This is a genomic window from Geomonas oryzisoli, assembly GCF_018986915.1.
In the GTDB taxonomy this organism is placed as follows: domain Bacteria; phylum Desulfobacterota; class Desulfuromonadia; order Geobacterales; family Geobacteraceae; genus Geomonas; species Geomonas oryzisoli.
This window is the reverse complement of record NZ_CP076723.1, coordinates 4,624,549-4,640,807: the sequence shown is the minus strand read 5'-3', so window position 1 is coordinate 4,640,807 and position 16,259 is coordinate 4,624,549. Positions and strand designations below refer to the sequence as shown.

At 63.6% G+C, this 16,259-nt stretch carries 12 protein-coding genes; 4 read left to right on the top strand and 8 right to left on the bottom strand.

Annotated features, from left to right (window positions below; translation table 11 throughout):
* The first annotated feature begins 23 nt into the window (after window positions 1-23).
* The 4 genes from ccoS (at window position 24) to KP004_RS20185 (ending at window position 1,360) form a co-directional block, all read left to right on the top strand.
* A complete protein-coding gene (gene ccoS / locus KP004_RS20200) occupies window positions 24-209 on the top strand; it encodes a cbb3-type cytochrome oxidase assembly protein CcoS (RefSeq protein ID WP_216800168.1) in 186 nt (61 codons plus the stop codon).
* Between the two features lie 73 nt (window positions 210-282).
* Window positions 283-564, top strand: coding sequence for a hypothetical protein (locus tag KP004_RS20195; RefSeq protein ID WP_239026876.1), 282 nt, complete (start codon window positions 283-285; stop codon window positions 562-564).
* 8 nt (window positions 565-572) lie between these two features.
* On the top strand, window positions 573-860 hold the full coding sequence (locus tag KP004_RS20190) for a hypothetical protein (protein WP_216800167.1): 288 nt from the start codon (window positions 573-575) through the stop codon (window positions 858-860).
* Window positions 860-1,360: a c-type cytochrome gene (locus KP004_RS20185; protein WP_216800166.1), complete on the top strand. Its 501-nt coding sequence runs from the start codon at window positions 860-862 to the stop codon at window positions 1,358-1,360. The genes KP004_RS20190 and KP004_RS20185 overlap by 1 nt, the downstream gene beginning before the upstream one ends.
* 22 nt (window positions 1,361-1,382) lie before the next feature.
* On the opposite strand, the gene KP004_RS20180 is transcribed toward KP004_RS20185, so the two are convergent.
* The 8 genes from KP004_RS20180 to KP004_RS20145 all read right to left on the bottom strand — a co-directional run bounded on the left by KP004_RS20180 (window position 1,383) and on the right by KP004_RS20145 (window position 16,115).
* Window positions 1,383-4,121 (bottom strand): hybrid sensor histidine kinase/response regulator, encoded by a 2,739-nt coding sequence (locus KP004_RS20180; RefSeq protein ID WP_216800165.1) that lies wholly within the window; start codon window positions 4,119-4,121, stop codon window positions 1,383-1,385.
* 46 nt (window positions 4,122-4,167) lie between these two features.
* Window positions 4,168-6,414, bottom strand: coding sequence for a GspE/PulE family protein (locus tag KP004_RS20175; RefSeq protein ID WP_216800164.1), 2,247 nt, complete (start codon window positions 6,412-6,414; stop codon window positions 4,168-4,170).
* A gap of 19 nt (window positions 6,415-6,433) precedes the next feature.
* Complete coding sequence (locus KP004_RS20170) at window positions 6,434-8,605, bottom strand: putative bifunctional diguanylate cyclase/phosphodiesterase (protein WP_239026875.1); 2,172 nt, start codon at window positions 8,603-8,605, stop codon at window positions 6,434-6,436.
* Between the two features lies 1 nt (window position 8,606).
* A complete protein-coding gene (locus KP004_RS20165; protein ID WP_239026874.1) occupies window positions 8,607-9,173 on the bottom strand; it encodes a TOL_0243 family YfiR-like periplasmic protein in 567 nt (188 codons plus the stop codon).
* 13 nt (window positions 9,174-9,186) lie between these two features.
* Window positions 9,187-11,241 carry a TonB-dependent receptor plug domain-containing protein gene (locus tag KP004_RS20160; RefSeq protein ID WP_216800163.1) on the bottom strand — a complete coding sequence of 685 codons (2,055 nt, stop codon included), beginning with the start codon at window positions 11,239-11,241 and terminating at the stop codon, window positions 9,187-9,189.
* A 723-nt stretch (window positions 11,242-11,964) separates the two neighbouring features.
* Window positions 11,965-14,184, bottom strand: coding sequence for a multicopper oxidase family protein (locus KP004_RS20155; RefSeq protein WP_239026873.1), 2,220 nt, complete (start codon window positions 14,182-14,184; stop codon window positions 11,965-11,967).
* 434 nt (window positions 14,185-14,618) lie between these two features.
* Window positions 14,619-14,978, bottom strand: a complete 360-nt coding sequence (locus KP004_RS20150) for a hypothetical protein (protein ID WP_216800161.1) — start codon at window positions 14,976-14,978, stop codon at window positions 14,619-14,621.
* 306 nt (window positions 14,979-15,284) lie between these two features.
* Window positions 15,285-16,115: a sensor histidine kinase gene (locus KP004_RS20145; protein ID WP_216800160.1), complete on the bottom strand. Its 831-nt coding sequence runs from the start codon at window positions 16,113-16,115 to the stop codon at window positions 15,285-15,287.
* Between the last annotated feature and the right edge of the window lie 144 nt (window positions 16,116-16,259).

The window sequence follows — 16,259 nt, the reverse complement described above, 5'->3', positions numbered from 1 at the left end:
AGAGATCACACGGAGAAAAGAAGATGCAGAGCCCCCTGGAAACACCCGCCTTTTTGCTGATCTGGATGTGCCTGCCGCTATTGATGTGCGCCGCGCTGATCGTCTTCTTCGTGTGGGGTGTGCGGTCGGGGCAGTTCGCCGACCAGGAGCGGGCCCGCTACCTGGCGCTGGACAGCGGCATTCCGGAGGGGGACGAAACGGGCGAATGATCATTCGCCCCTAGAGGAACCGGGCGGCATCTTTAAGAGAAGGTTACGTGGAGAAAGGAATTAGGGGGCAGCCATGCTGATGCTCTACCTGTACGTGCTGCAGAACCAGTGGCTGGTCATCGCGCTCCTGTCGGGCGCGGCGCTGGTCTTGATCATGGCGCTCACCTACCAGGCGCTGTGGCTGCCGCGCGGTTTCGAGAAGCAAAGCGAAGAGATCAAGGTGCGGGGGGCGGCCAGCTTCTTCCGCTGGCTGCGCAGCTTCATGCCCTGGGTGATCATCATCCTCTTCGGGGTCTGCATCGCCTTCACCCTCTTCGAGGTGACGCAAAACCACGGCACTCCCCCCAACTGGTGAGGCGACCCATGGAACGAACGCCGGAATACGACGAGCACCAGGAACTGCGCTCCCCCTGGGAGTGGGTGATCCTGATCGCCTTCAGCGCCGCCATCATGGGGTTTGGTTGGCTGGTGTACCTGCTGGTCGAGGACGCGCCCCGTCGCTGGGACTTCGGACAGCTCCCGGACGCTCCGGCGGAGTCGATCTATTCGAGCGAGCAGCCGCACGGGAAGGTGCCGCGGCAGATCCGGGCACTGCCGGAAGCGGTGCCGCTGCCGCCCCGGCAGCCGGGCGTAAAACGCGGGAGGGAGTGATGAGGAAGCTGACGATCTTCATGGTGGTGGCGCCCCCGCTGCTCGGGGCGGTGCTCTTCGGGTACATCCTGTACCGGGGCCCGCGCATGACGGTCCAGCACCACGTGCGGGAATTCCAGATGGTGCTCCCGGCACCGGCGCCGGGTTCGGTGAGCGTAGCCCCCACGGGGAATCGTACGCCCGCCCAGGCCGAGGCGGCGGGGCTCGCCAACCCGGTCCCGGCCACCCCGGCGGTGGTCGCCCAAGGTGCGGCCTACTTCGGCTATTACTGCGTCTTCTGCCACGGCGCCAGCGGCGCCGGCGACGGGCCCGTCGGCAACAGCTACCTCCCGAGACCGGCGGACCTGCGTCTCCCCAGGATCGCCGGCTACCGCGACGGCGAGCTTCTGCGCGCCATGCTGACCGGCATCGGCCACGAGCCGGTGCTGGAACGGGTGGTCCCCCCGCCGCACCGCTGGCCGCTGGTCCACTACCTGCGCTCGCTCAGCTCCCCCCGCTGACCCTGCCCCCGGCGCGCCGACCTCAGCCGGGTTGCGTGCCGAGCACCGACTGCACCATGCGCGCCAGCTCTTCCATCTGGAACGGCTTCTTCAAGAAGGCGCCCCCCTCCCAACTCCCGCTCTCCTCGTCCATGATGGCATCGGTGAAGCCGGACATGTAGATGCACTTGATATCCGGGCGCTCGCGCCGCATCCGCTGCATCATCTCCGGTCCCCGCATGCCGGGCATCACCACGTCGGTGAGCACCAGGTCGATGGCGACCTCGGGGTTGCCGGCCACCTCCAGCGCCTCGCGCGGGTCGGCCGTGGCGAGGCAGCGGTACCCCAGGGACTCCAGTATGCTGGCGGTCAGCTCGCGCACCATGTCCTCGTCCTCGACCAGCAGCACCGTCCCCGCTCCTTGTTGCCGCGTTGCGGCGGGCGGCGGCGTATGGTTCTCCTCGCCGTCGGCGCACCTCGGCAGGCAGATGCTGAACGCGCTGCCGGCACCGGGTGCGGTCTCGAGATCGATGAAGCCTCCGTTTTGCCTGACGATGCCGTAGACGGTGGCCAGCCCGAGCCCGGTCCCTTTCCCCTGCTCCTTGGTGGTGTAGAAGGGCTCGAAGACGTGGGCGCGGGTCTCGGCATCCATGCCGACACCGGTGTCGCGGCAGGTGATCCTTACGTATCCTCCCGGCGGCACCTCCGGGTGCAGGGGAGGCGGCTCCTCGAACTGCACGTTGGCGGTCTCGATGGTGATGGTCCCTCCCCGGGGCATGGCGTCGCGGGCGTTCACCGCCAGGTTCATGATGATCTGGTCCAGCTGCACCGGGTCCATGCTGATGCTCCAAAGCTGCTCCCCGGGTGCCAGCACGATGGAGATGTCTTCGCCGATAAGCCGTCCCAATGACTTTTTCAGCTCCCACAGCATGCCGTTCACCTGCACCGTTCTGGGCGCGACGACCTGCTGGCGCGAGAAGGCGAGCAGCTGCCGGGTGATGTCGCGGGACTGCTCGGCGGCCTTGACGATCAGACGCAGGTGTTCCAGGACCGCGGCTTCCCCGGTCTGCCGCGCCGCCAGTTCGGCGCACCCCATGATCACCGTGAGCTTGTTGTTGAAATCGTGGGCCACCCCACCCGCCAGCCGCCCGACCGACTCCAGCTTCTGGGCCTGGCGCAGCTGCTCCTCGATGCCGCGCCGCTCGGTGATGTCGCGCACCGTGCCGATAATCCCGATTACTTCGCCGGAGCTGCTTCTCAACGGGGCGGAGGCGTCGGACATACAGAGCATCCTCCCACTCACGTGCCTGCCGCCGAATTCGGTGACCGTGGGTGCGCCCCCGGCCAGAAGCTGCTCCAGGCGGCGCACCAACCCGGTCTCCGCAAGCCACGGGAAGACCTCCGCGGGGCGCTTGCCCACGACCTCGGCGGCGGGCCTGCCGCTGATCTCTTCCATGTACGGGTTCCAGACCAGGTAGCGCAGCTCGCGGTCGTAGACGATGATCCCCTCCCGGGCACTGTTGATGATCTCCTGGTTGAACTGCAGCGTCTCCGAGAGCCGCTCCTCGGCCAGCTTTCTCGCCGTGATGTCCTCGTAGATCCCGAGCACCCCCCGCACCGCGCCATCCTCGTCGGTAAGCGGCATCTTGCTGGTCTCGATCCAGGTGACGCTGCCGTCGGCCCGGGTCAGGTTCTCGATGATGTGCATCTTGGCCTGGTTCTTCTGCATGACCTCGCTGTCGTCGGCGCGGTACCCGTCGGACTCTTCGCGGCTCCAGGGAAGGTCGTAGTCGCACTTGCCGACGATCTGGGCAGGATCGGCCAGCCCCGCGCTTTTGGCGAACTCACGGTTGCAGCCGAGATAGACGCTGCGGCGGTCCTTCCAGAAGATGCAGTGGGGGATCGAGTCCATGATGGCCACGAGGACGTCGTTGGTGTGGCGCAGTTCTCCGAGGGCCAGGTTCAGTTGCCGGTAGGGGCGCTTGATGGCGGCAGCAAAGATGCCCCGGTAGATCAGCAGGAAGGCGAACAGCTTGTACAGGTGCCCCAGCAGGTTGAAGCTGTCGAAGACACTCTTGTAGACGGTGAAGGTGAGCTCGCTCACGATGCAGAGGATGAAGGCGCTCAGGTAGTACAGGTAGATGCGGTCCCGGGAGGCGGTGAGGCGCTTCACGTAGGCGAGCGTGGCCAGCACGAACAGGGCGATGACGACCAGCTCGGAGCCCTTTTTGAACGGCGTCAACCCCACCCCCGCCACGAAGGTGTCCGGCACCAGGTCGGGACGGAAGATGACCGCGGTGAAGGTGGCGGCGGTGACGGCCAGCGTCACCAGCATGAGTGGCACCCGACCCAGGAGACGGGAGCGGTTCTGCTCGGAGACGAAGGCGCTGGCGAGGAAGGCGGCGGCGGAGAACAGGCGCACCGCGATCCAGAACTGGGTCGATTTGTTGGGGGAGTTCGGGGTGACCAGGGGGGGCATGCCGGTGTAGGCCAGGGTGTGCATGAAGTCCATCAGCCCGATACCCAGGAAGGCGACGGCGAGGAAGAGGGAGTGCCGGTCACGGCTTTGGTTGTAGGAGAACCACCCAACCCCGAATATGGAGAGGGAGACCATGACGCTGAATATTTCCACGGTGTTGTGGAAGGTGAGGTAGGAGGGGACGTCCAGCACCACGTACAGCGCCGCCCCCGACAGCTCCAGGAGCAGGAACGGGACGCCGGCCGCTACGGCCAGCGCGAAAAGCACCAACTGCCAACTGGAACGCACCTTACCCTCAGGCATCTTCCGATCCCTCCGCGCGCTTCGCCTTATCGTGCCGCCGTTACTACTACATGCAGACTTTCAGGATCTGCTCCAGGTCGGTCTCCCCCTGCAGCACCTTCATCAGGCCGTCCATCTTCAGGGTCCACATCCCCTCGTCCATGGCGATGGAGCGGAGCTCGTCCATGCCCACGCCGCGCCTGATAGCGGTTTTGACCGTCTCGGTCCCGATCATGAGCTCGTGCAGGGCGATGCGCCCCCTGTAGCCGGTGCCGGCGCACTCCTCGCACCCCACCGCCTTCATGAAGTTGGCTTCCTTGAGCTCGGGGATGACCCCCTCGCGATCCCCGGCGACCTGGCGCAGGGAGGCCACGATGTCGTCGTACAGCTCGCGCTGGTTATGCGCCGGCTTCTTGCAGTTCTGGCAGAGCCGCTTGGCCAGGCGCTGCGCCACGATGCCCAAAAGCGCGTCCGAGAAATTGAAGGGGTCCATCCCCATCTCGATCAGGCGCACCGCCGCCTCGGGAGCCGAGTTGGTGTGCAGGGTGGAAAAGACCAGGTGGCCGGTGAGCGAGGCCTCGATGGCGATCTTCGAGGTCTCGGCGTCGCGCATCTCGCCGATCATGATCACGTCGGGGTCGGCGCGCAGGAACGAGCGCAGCGCCTCGGCGAAGGTGAAGCCGATCTTTGCGTTCACCTGCACCTGGCACAGTCCCGCCTGGGTGATCTCCACCGGGTCCTCCGCGGTCCAGATCTTGCGCTCCTGGGTGTTGATGTGTCCCAGCGCCGAGTGGAGCGTCGTGGTCTTGCCTGATCCGGTCGGGCCGACGCAGAGGATGATGCCGTGCGGCTTCTCCAGGATGTCCACGAAGCGCACCAGGTTGTGCGGCAGCAGCCCCAACCCGGCCAGCGGAAGCGGCTTCGAGGCCGCCAAAAGCCTCAGGACCGCCGCTTCCCGCCCCCCGACCATCGGGGTGACCTCGACCCGGTACTCCAGCATCTGCTGCCGGTAGCGGAGCAGGATCTTGCCGCTTTGCGGGCGGCGCCGTTCCGCTATGTTCAGGTCGGCCATGATCTTGATGCGCACCGTGATGGCCCCCTTGTAAGAGGCGGCGACCTTGTGGGCATGGATGCACTCGCCGTCGATACGGTAACGGATGTTGAGCGGTTCGTTGCCGTTGCCGGGCTCGAAGTGGATGTCCGATGCGCCGCGCCGGTAGGCGTCAATCAGGATCCGGTTCACCAGGGAGATGATCTTCGAGTCTGGCTCGAAGAGCAGGCGGGTGTCGTCCGCCTCCTCCTCTATGGTCACCGTCTCCGCCTCGCCCCTCATCGAGTTCAAGAGGGTGTCCACCGTCTCGATCCGGTTGCGGTAGTACTTGTCGATGGCGGCCATGATCTGGCGCGAAGAGGCGACCACCAGCTCCGGGACGAAGTTGGTGGAGAACCGCAGGTTGTCCCCGATGGTCAGGTCGGTGGGGGCGCAGGTGGCGACCACCAGTTTCCTCCCCTCCAGCGAGATGGGGAAGACCTTGAGCCGGGTCGCCAGCCCCTCGGAGATCGCCCCGAGGGCCGCTTCGCCGGGAACCACCGCTTCCAGGTCCACGAAGCGGAGCCGGAACTTGGTGGCCAGCGCCGACAGGAGCTGTTCCTCGGTGATGAGCCCCTTCATGATCAGCAGCTCGCCCACCTGCAGCTTCTTCCCCTTCTGGCTCTTGAAGGCGGCCTCGACTTGTTCCCTGGTCACCAGCCCCGATTCGACCAGGATGTCGCCGACCCGCGTGTGGTGTATTTCGTGCCTTTGTGTCTGCTCGTGCATCTCTCCCTCGTCAACTGCGTCGGCCAGGAGAATGGCCGCGTCCTGTTCCCCGCGGTGCGCCTGCTCTTCCTGCAGCTTGAGCGCCGCCTCGAGCTTGTCCGTCGATACGAATCCCTGGTCCTGCAGGATCTGCCCCGTGAAGCGGGCGTCCTGGCGGTAGCGCACCCCTGAGTCGGTAAAAAAGATGGTCTGGCTGCTGTCTCCCGGCAGCAGCCCCAGGAACCCCTTCAGGAACTTCCCGTTGCCCGGCACGTTCACCCTGAAGGTCTCGCCGGCGATGGTCTGCACCTCCTCCAGGGCCTCGCTGCCGCCGCGACCGATGCCGGCCGGCGGGCTCAAAAAGCGGATGTAGCAGATCTCGTCCAGCGAGAAGACCAGCGCCTCCCTGCTCCCCTCGGTCAACACCTCGAGGTCGGTATCCTGATACTTGAAGGAACGGGTCAGGACCCCCTTGATCTCGTCCCCGGTCTTCAGCTTGATGGTCAGTTCGTTCATCGTCCCCCCTCGGCGGGCGTCAGCTCCCGCCGTTTACCAGATGGTGCGCGGTTTCCCCCGGCACGGCCTGCGCGGCTGCGCCGTGCGCCTGCAGGTGATCCTCGTCGGTGAAGAACCGGGCGACGCGCTCCGCGTTCACCGGCCGCGACACCAGGAACCCCTGGATCTCGTGGCATCCCTGGTCCTTCAGGGTCTCCAGCTGCTCCACCGATTCCACCCCCTCCGCGACGATCTGCATCTTAAGGCTCTTCGCCATGGCGATGATCGCGGTCACGATGGCCTGGTCCTCGGAACTCTTGGTCATGTTCAGGATGAAGGTGCGGTCGATCTTCAGGGTGTTGATGGGGAAACGGTGCAGGTACGACAGTGAGGAATAGCCGGTGCCGAAATCGTCCACGGAGATGGTGACCCCCATCTCGCGCAGCTCGCTCAGGACGCGGCAGGTGTACTCGTCGTTCTGCATCAGGGCGCTCTCGGTGATCTCTATCTCCAAAAGGGAAGGGTCCAGCCCGGTCTCCCCCAGCACGGCGCAGACCGACTGCTTCACGTCCTGGCGCTGGAAGTGGAACGGGGAAAGGTTCACCGCCACCCGGACCGGCGCGAGGTCCGCCTCCTGCCACGCCTTGGCCTGCAGGCAGGCGGTGCGCATGACCCACTCGGTCAGCTCCGCGATCATTCCCCCCTCTTCGGCCAGGCGGATGAACCTGTCCGGGGCGAGCATGCCAAGGCGCGGGTGCATCCAGCGCACCAGCGCCTCCACGCTGGTCACCTTGCCGGTCAACAGATCGACCTTGGGCTGGTAGTGCAGCACGAACTGCTCCAGTTCCACCGCCTGGCGCAGGTCGGCCAGGAAGGTCACCCGCTCGCTGGCGTGCTCGTTCATCTTCTTGTCGAAGAGGGCGAAGACGTTCTTGCCGCACCCCTTGGCGTGGTACATGGCGATGTCGGCGTTCATGAGCAGCTCGTCCACCGTCCTGCCGTCGTGGGGGTAGAGGGTTACCCCGACGCTCGCGGTCACGCGGATCTCGCTGGCGCCCAGCCGGAACGGGGTCGCGAACAGGGCGACCAGCTTCTGCGCCACGACGGTCGCATTCTCCTCGTTGGCCACGTTCTGGCAGAAGATGGTGAACTCGTCCCCACCAAGGCGCGCCACGGTGTCGCAGCTGCGCACCACGGTCGCCAGCCGCCCGGCCACCTCGATCAGCAGCAGGTCGCCGGTGCGGTGCCCCAGGGTGTCGTTGATGTCCTTGAAGTGGTCCAGGTCGATGAAGATCACCGCCACCGTCTCCCGGGCCCGCTCGGCGTGGAACAACGCCTGGGCCAGGCGGTCGTAGAACAGGGTCCGGTTGGGGAGCCGGGTCAGCGGGTCGTAGTGCGCGAGTTGCTGCAGGTGGGCCTGGCGCTGCCTGAGGATCTGGTCGCGCTCCTCGATTTCGTGGAGCATGTGGTTGAAGCCGTCATACAAGAGGCCGATCTCGTCGTCGCACGGCTTGGTCACACGCAGGGCGAAGTTCTTGCCCGCTGATATCTCCTTCATGGCGGCCAGCAGCCCCAAAAGCGGCGCCGAGATCATCAGCTGCAACCGCGCGGAGAACAGGCAGAAGACGAGGAAGGTGACCCCCATGAACCCCAGCGCCACCAGGATGTTGTAGCGCAGGGAGTTCAGGAACCCCCTGGCATTGGCGTGGATCACCACCGTGCCGACCTGTTCGTCGTCCATGCGGATCGGCCGCACCACGCTGGCGTAACCGGACAGAAACGAGCTGGTGTACTCCTCGCGGGTCACCTGCTGCACCGCCTGGTTCACCTGGTCCGGCGAGGCCCAATCGGGAAGGAGCTCCAGGGGGAGCGCAGGATGCGCCTGTGCCGCGGACTGGTAGCGCGCAAAAAGGCGTCCGTCCTTGTTGACGATGTAAACCGCGAGCACGTTGTCCTTCTGGGTGAGGGGCCTAATGGTCTCCTCTGCCGTCTTCAGGTCGTTGAAGACCAGGGCCGCGGCACTGTTTCTGCCGATCATGTCCGCCAGCGACACCAGGTATTCCTGCTGGTCCCGGTACAGGACCTTCGCCTCGCGCGCCACGAAGAAGAGGGACGAGACGAAAAGGGTCGCAGTGCAGCAGCTCATGATGATCAGCATGAGCTTGCGCTGCAGGGGCAGGTTCCTGATGAACTTTTCGCCTGGTCGCCTCACGTCAGTCCCCTTCCCGTACGATTCTGGCCAGTTTCAAGAGTTGCGAGCTGATCTTGGAGCGGGACTGCTGTGCCGCCTTGACGTTGATCTCGAAGCGGACGCGCCCCTCGACCTCCACCAGCCCGATCGCCCCCCCGAGTCTCGCGAAGTCCGGGAGATCGCCCACCGTCAGCAGCGATCTCCTGCGCGCCTGGTCCACGATGCCGGCCAGGTAACGCTTCTCCACCCCGCTTACCACCAGCAGGTGGCACTCCCCCAGCTCCTCGCCGGGCTGCACCCGTTTCACCTGCACGGGATGCCCCAGCACCGTCCTGCCGCGGTACTGCTCCAGCGCGGCCGTGAAGGGGCCGCGCCCGACGCTGCAGACCACCAGCGGGGCGCCGCTTCCCGAGAAGGCGTCGGCGGGCCACTCGATGTACTTGGCCATGTTGAACACCATGGCCCCCTTCACCTGGTATTCCTGGGGCGCTTCCGCCCGCGGGGAGTCCGGCCTCCCGAGAAGAAGACAGAGGATCACCGGGAGCAAAAGCCCCAGGGAACACCTCGTTATGCGCGGCATCGCTGGCATCGGTCCCTCTCCCTTAGAACCGGTAACTGAACAGGAGCCGGTAGGTCCTGCCATCCTGGGGGATCAGGTTCTGCATGTGGTCGGTGGTGGCCGGGTCCTCCAGACGCCGGTCCAGGAGGTTGTACACCGAGAAGGAAGTCTCCAGCCCCGGCAGCAGCGCCGTCGAAGAGAGGGTGGCGTTGGTGACCAGGTACCCCGGGGAGGCGACCTGGGCGCCGTTGTGGCTGAACTCGCGCCGGCTCACTCCCTGCAGCTCGATGCCCGCGAAGAGCTTCTTCCGGTACAGCGGGGCGGTCAGGTTGAGTTTCACCAGGTGGCGCGGCGAGTAGTCGAGGCTCTGGTCGGTCGCCTGGTCCCTGGCGGAGACGAAGCCGTAGCTGCTCCTGGCCGCGAAGCCGCTGCTCCACTGCCCCTCGATCTCGAACTCGCCCCCAAGGGCCCTGACCCGTTCGACGTTGGCGAAGGCCACCTGGGTCGGCGAGACATCCTGGTAGCTGATTAGGTTGTCGATCTTGTTGTAGAACAGGCTGGCGCTGGTGCGCACCACGTCGCCGTAGTACTGCTCGTAGATCGCCTCGTAGCTGCGCATGGTCTCCGCCCTGAGCGCGGAACTGGTGGCGTAGCCGTTGAAGACGTCGTTGTAGTAGAGCTCGTAGGCGTTGGGGGCGCGAAAGGCCTGGCCGTAGACCAGCTTGAAGACCGTCCCTTCGACAGGTGTGTAGATGAGTGCCAGGCGCGGGCTGGTGGCCCCGCCGAAGGTCTCGTAGTGGTCGTAGCGCACCCCGGCGTTCAGGATCAGCGACTCCAGGATGCGCAGCTCGGCCTGGCCGAACAGGGCGTAGAAGACGTTCTCGTGGCTATTGTCGAGCCGACGCCCCCCCGGCACGAGGTCGTAGTTGGGGAGCTCCACCTCGTAGTTGTCGCGGAACCTGACACCGCCGGTCAGTTGCAGCCGCGGCAGCAACTGCCGGCTCGCCTGCGCCTCCGCGCCCCACCAGCGCGCCAGGTGCTGGTCGCGGTTCATGTAGCTGGCCGGGTAGAAGACAGGATCGTCGGCGGTGCGGTCGTAGGCGAAGTTCCCGGTGAAGCGGTACTCGTCGTAGAAGAGCCTGGCGGTGATGCTGGTCCCGTCGATCGCCTTGTCGTACTTGAGATCGAGATAGCTCCTGCGGTCGTTGGAGTTGGTGCGCGGGTCGTTGAAGATGGTGCCGAAGGAGGCGGTCGGGATCCTCTTGTCGCGCGAGATGAAGGCGCCGGCGAGGGTGAAGTCCCGGAGGTGGCCCGAAGCGAACAGGGAATAGCTGCGGTCCCGGTCCATGTTGGCGGCGATGCCGTTGTTGGTGGCAGGATCGTTGAACTCCGGGAAGAAGAGGCGGTCGTTGCCCCGGCTGGATAATCCGGAGCCGGAGATCAGGAACTCGCCGCCGTTGAAGAGCTTGCCGTAGCTTATGCGGCCGGAGCCGGTCTGCTGGCTCCCCCAGCTCCCTCCCACTTCGACCCCTTCGATCTGCCTGGCGCTCTTGCTGATCACGTTGATCACGCCGAAGAAGGCCCCCGCGCCGTAGAGCGACGAACTCGGCCCCCTGATGATCTCGATGCGGTCGATGAGCGCCATGTCCAGGATGAACTCGGTGCCGATGGCGGCGGATTCGTAGATGGCGTCGTTGATCTGGTGTCCGTCCACCAGAAGGAGCACGCGGGTGTTGTAATCGCCGGGGCGGTTGAAACCGCGGGTGCCGATGTAGCTGTAGTTTCTGTCGTAGGTGGTGAAGAAGCCGCGGGTCGCCTTGAGCACGTCCGCCAGGGTGCGCCAGCCGTAGCGCTTGATCTCGTCCGAGGTCACCACGGTTACCGAGGCGGGCGCTTCGGTCACCACCTGCTCGAACTTGGAGACGCCGTAGACCGTTTCCACCTTCAGGTTGGTGAGTTGCTCCAGGTCCATCGCCCCCAGGTCGGGCGCGGAGGGCGACTCCGCAACGTCCTGGGCGAGCACCGCCGTGCCGCAGAGCAGGGAGAACAGCAGTGAGCCGGCAAGTGCCAGCCGCAGGCCGGGACGGTATTTTTTCATCGTCTTCCTCCAGCATACCTGCTTCTACTGCACCTGTGCCGCCGGACGGAACAACGAGCCTGTGGAAGAAGGCGCTGCGGTAACTCAATAAATCGCTGGTAAAACAGTGACGAGTACCGGATCATTTAATATTTTATTATTATTGTCAATAACTAATATGACTACGAACCAGGTATTTACACAATGTACAGCCAAAGACAAAGCAATAATAATTAATCAGCTGCAACTATATCTTGCTAACCCTGCGTTATGACTTGCACGGCTCTCGTGAGGAAGCCTATCACACTGTAGAAGCAATGCAATTGAGCCAAACGACCTGACACATGCATCGTTTCGCGATCGCAGCCACATTCATCTCATCGGATGCTGCGCCGTCAAAGTTAGGGTTGGATTGTCATATTGTGTTGGAAGGGGGCAAAAAAACCGAGAAGGGAGAACCCGCGCATCGATACGTGACACGACGCCATCACATCCCCTGCTTGTCAAAGGTCTTCCGGGAATACCGGGGCGCGGAAAAGTGACTTACGAAGTGGTGAACGTGAACGAGGGCGCCCCCCTTTGCGAAGGGGGGACGGGGGGGATTTGTTCCTTGCTGCGCGCTTCCCCAGGTTCACCAGTCCTGTTCTTTGTACAAAGAAAGGGGCTATGCCTACGCATAGCCCCTTCTTTATTGCCGCGGCGCCCCCCCAACAGCCCGCCGCCGCGGCTCGTCACCTGGTCCGATCAGTAATCGCTCCCCATGAGGTAGCTGCGGACGGCCGCCGGGTTGGCAAGCACCTGGCTCGGCCGCATCATCTCGTTGTCCTCGTGGTCGATGATGTGGCAATGCCAGACGTAGCCGTTGCCGCCGTTGGGGTCGAAGCCAAAGGACGCTGCGGCGGGCGCGGTCGATGCCGCCAGGTCGGTGGGTGCCCAGCGCACCGCGATCCGTGTCACCTGACCAGGCATGGCCAGTATGGTGTCCTTCCATCCCGCTTCCTGCGGCAGTGCTGCTGTGGCCGGCCCCTGGAGATACAACGGCTTGCCGTTCTTGCCCATTAGCGCGATGTCCGGGTTGCCACCCACCGCCCTCGCGTTGGCCGGGTTGCCGTCGTAGCTCTGCGGCGGACCGAAGCCAGGGATGTAGACTCCCGCCGGATAGGGGAGACCGGTCATCGGATCGTACCCACCGCCCGGGAACGCTGCGGCGTACGCCGCGCCGTAAGCGTTGGTGTCGAAGCCCTGCCGGTTGATGAGCTGGAACTGCGCCAGGTGCAGGTGAATCGGATGCGCATCGGCGGTGAGGTTCACGATCTCCCATACCTCGGTCTCACCCTCTTTGGGCATCTCGGAGATGAAGTTCCCCGTTGCGTCGGCGCTGAAGCCCGGGATCGGCTGGAACTGGTACATCCCGTCCATGACGCCGGTGATCCGCTTGCCGTTCCACTTGGTGTTGTTGACCAGGATCTCCAGCGGCCCTCCCGGGTAGGCAGTCAGCGCCCCGGTCACCGGGTCAACCGCGGTCTGCGGCATCCCCATCACCTCGTTCAGGGTAAGCTGGCGGGTCTTCTGTACCGTCACGCCAGCAGCGAGGGTCCCTGCCGCAGGGTTCGCCAGTCTTACCAGTGCCGGCCCCTGCCCCGCACCGCCGCGCAGCGTGGCTCCGGCTGCAGCCGGGTTGAAGGAGGTATCCGCAGCCGACGCCGCGCCGACCTTGAACAGCATGATCCGCCCCGTGGTGTTGCCGTTCGGAGTGCCACCGGCCGGGTAGGGAGTCTTCGCCGTGTTGCGCAGCAGCCAGTTACCCGAATACGGCAGGCCGTTGGGGCCTTTCTTCCCTGCCTGGTAGCCGGCGAAGTCGACGATGACCTGGTAGCGCTCACCCGGCATCATGACCAGCTTCCCACCCAGCGCCGGATCGAGTTTGGCGGGGCGGTCCAGGTAGCCGCCGTCGGTGCCGATGACGTAGAGCGGGGGACCGAGGTTCTTCGATACCGGGTCGACCAGCGCCATTTCATAGGTCCGGGCGTTGGATCCGTTCAGGAACAGGAAAGTGTAACGCTTGGCCTCCACGTTCTTGTAGGGCCACGACTTGCCGTTGACCACGATGACGTCGCCGACGAATTCCGGGTTCCAGTACGGGTGGTCCGGGTTGAGCGCCCAGAGTATGCCACCGGCGCTGGCGGCAGTGAAGAAGAGCTGCCCGTTGCTGTCGAACATGCGGTCCTGGAGCACCAGCGGCACCAGTTCCGGCAGGTTGGCCGGGTCGCGGGCGGGATCGCTCACGACGTAGGCGCCGGCAAGCCCGGCATAGACGTTGAGGCGGGTGGCGCCCAAGGTATGGTCGTGGAACCAGATCGGCGCTCCTTCCTGGGTGTTCGGGTAGCGATAGATGGCGTAGTTCGACGCCGTCGCCCCGTCTTTGCTGTAGAAGGACGCCCCCTTCATGGTCCCGTCGCTGGTGAACCAGGAGTCGGGACCGCCGTCCAGCTGCGGCGGCACCTCGCCCCCGTGCAGGTGGACCGCCGCCGGGATCGGCGCATCGAAGGTTTCCCCGTAGTTCGAGGCGCACTCGCTTCCCGGCGCCGGGGGCATCGCCATGTGGGCGCACATGCTCATCCCACCGTTGAGCGGGTCAGCCCAGTGCAGGGTTTGGTCGGTGCTGTAGCGATAGGCCAGTACGTTAGTGGTTTTCACCGTAGGCAGTTCGTTGACGAACTTCATCTCGGTGGGGACTCCGCGCGTCGAGACGACTACAGGACCAATAAAAGATTCCCGCCCCGGGATTTTCCCGTCCACCGTCTGCGCCGCGACCTGGCCCGGCTGGAGATAGCCCCAGACCCAGGTCCCAGTGTATCCGGGGACTGCGTTGGCAGGGAGGACCATGCTCTTGAACTCCTTCATGCGGAGTTCGATGGTATTGGCTCCCGCCGGCACGATGTCGAGGTTCGGCAGCGGATCCACGAACTGTGGTATAGCCGATGCGGCCAATGGAACCTGTGGTGTCACACCTCCCCAGGCACTGACAAGGTGTGAAGTGATTATTGCAACAGCACCTACCGTAACTGCTAAAAGTCGCCGTTTCATACAGTCCTCCCTTTTACCCGAATTTCATAAGCATGACTTTACTTGAGCAACAAGCGTGCCTTAGACAGAAATGAGGGTTTTTATGGCGTTGAAGACTAGAGCCGGCGGAAGCTGTCTGTACTTGATACAGAGTGATGAAAAATATTTATCTACTAGTCGCTTTTTTCGCACCTCTTTGTGTCAGCCCAACCTAGCGGGCACGCAACAACTGCCAGTCTGACTAGGCACAAAAAAAGAGGACAGGCTTTCACCTGTCCCCCTCACTCAGTCCGTTGATGGATGTGCCGTCGTGACTCGCGGCGGCGCGGCAGCTACTCCGGAACGTACTCCGCCGCGCCGATTTCGGTAAGGTAGAGCCTTACCGTGATCGAACAGGCACCGGCGATACCGTCGACATTGGCGATCGCTTTTTCGAGGATGGCGGCGGCCAGCTTGTTTTCAACCGAGGTGCGGGGTCCCAGGCTCCTGGCCAGCACGATGATGCGGATGTCCGCGCCGATGTCCCGGCTGCTTGCCTGGGAGAACTGCAGCGAGATCTGCTCCGGTTTGAGGATCGCCATCTTCCCGCCGCGGATCTCCAGCAATTCCGAAATGATGGAAGGGAGCTCTCTGGCCAGGCCGTCAAGCACCTCGTCATTCACATTTGCTTTATGGACTATCGCGACATTCATGATTACCTCCTCCTTATGCAGTGTGTGCGGTGAACAATCTCGCCAGTATAGAAGAAAATTCATCAGACATCAATAAGAAGGAGGGGACTGGCTCCGCTAGGTGCCTGTCCCCATAGCAGAAGGGACTGGCTCCGCTAGGTGCCTGTCCCTCTAGCGGAACACTCTCTTCAGCTCAGAAACAATCATTGCACTCAGTCACCACACCCAACCCCAAGGGGGACAGGCACCTTCGGAGCCAGTCCCCTCACAATAAAAAAAGGGACCCGACATAGTCATGGTCCCTTTGACTGCAGGTAGCGTGTGTAGTTAGGGCAGGGTGAAGAAGAAGATAGCTCCCTCGCCCTTTTCAGATTCGGCCCAGATCTTTCCCTGGTGTCGCTCGATGACACGTCGTACTGTAGCGAGTCCTATGCCGTTTCCCTCGAACTCTCTGCCGTGGAGCCTTTGGAAAGCCTCGAAAAGTTTTTCCTTGTAGCTGCTGTCGAACCCCACCCCGTTGTCCTTCACGAATATGATCAGCCTGTCGTCCACAATGAGCCGGCCGACTTCTATCTTCGCTGCCGCCGTGGTCGAGGTGTACTTCCAGGCATTCTCCAGGAGATTCCACATCAACTGGCTCAGCAGGGCCTGGCCCCCCTGGACGAAAAGCCCCTCGGCGATGACCACATCCACCTTCCGGTTCGGCTCCCCTTCCAGGAGTCGGTCGATGGCCGCGTGGGCCAGGTGGGAAACGTTGACCATCTTGCTGTTTATCTTGATGCGGCTCACCTTGGCGAGATCGAGCAGGTCGTCGATAAGCCGGCCCATGTCCCTGGTGGCCTCGCGGGAACGCTCCAGGAGGCGTCGCGCCTCCGCCGGCAGATGCGACTCGAAATCGTGCGCCAGGATGCTCAGGTACCCGTTGATGTGGCGTAACGGCGCCCGCAGGTCGTGTGAGACCGCGTAGCTGAAGGATTCCAGCTCCTTCACGGCGAGCTCCAGGCTGTGCGCGCGTTGGTCCGCCTTTTGCCAGGCCGCCTGGAGTTCCTGGTTCTGCAGCTCGAGTTCCGTCTGGTGCAGTTCCAGTTCCAGCATCAGGCGCTGTTTGTCGAAATCCGGCGCAGGTGCGGACGCCGGCGACGACAGGCTCAGGCTCACCGTCGCACTTCCCTCAACTCTTTTACTTTTACCCGGAATTGGCGCACTCATGTGACCACCCAACAAATAGGTAAATTTTAAAATGTGCGAGCACATTAATGGATTAATAGATTAACTGCAACCAAAATTTAACCCTTATCGATT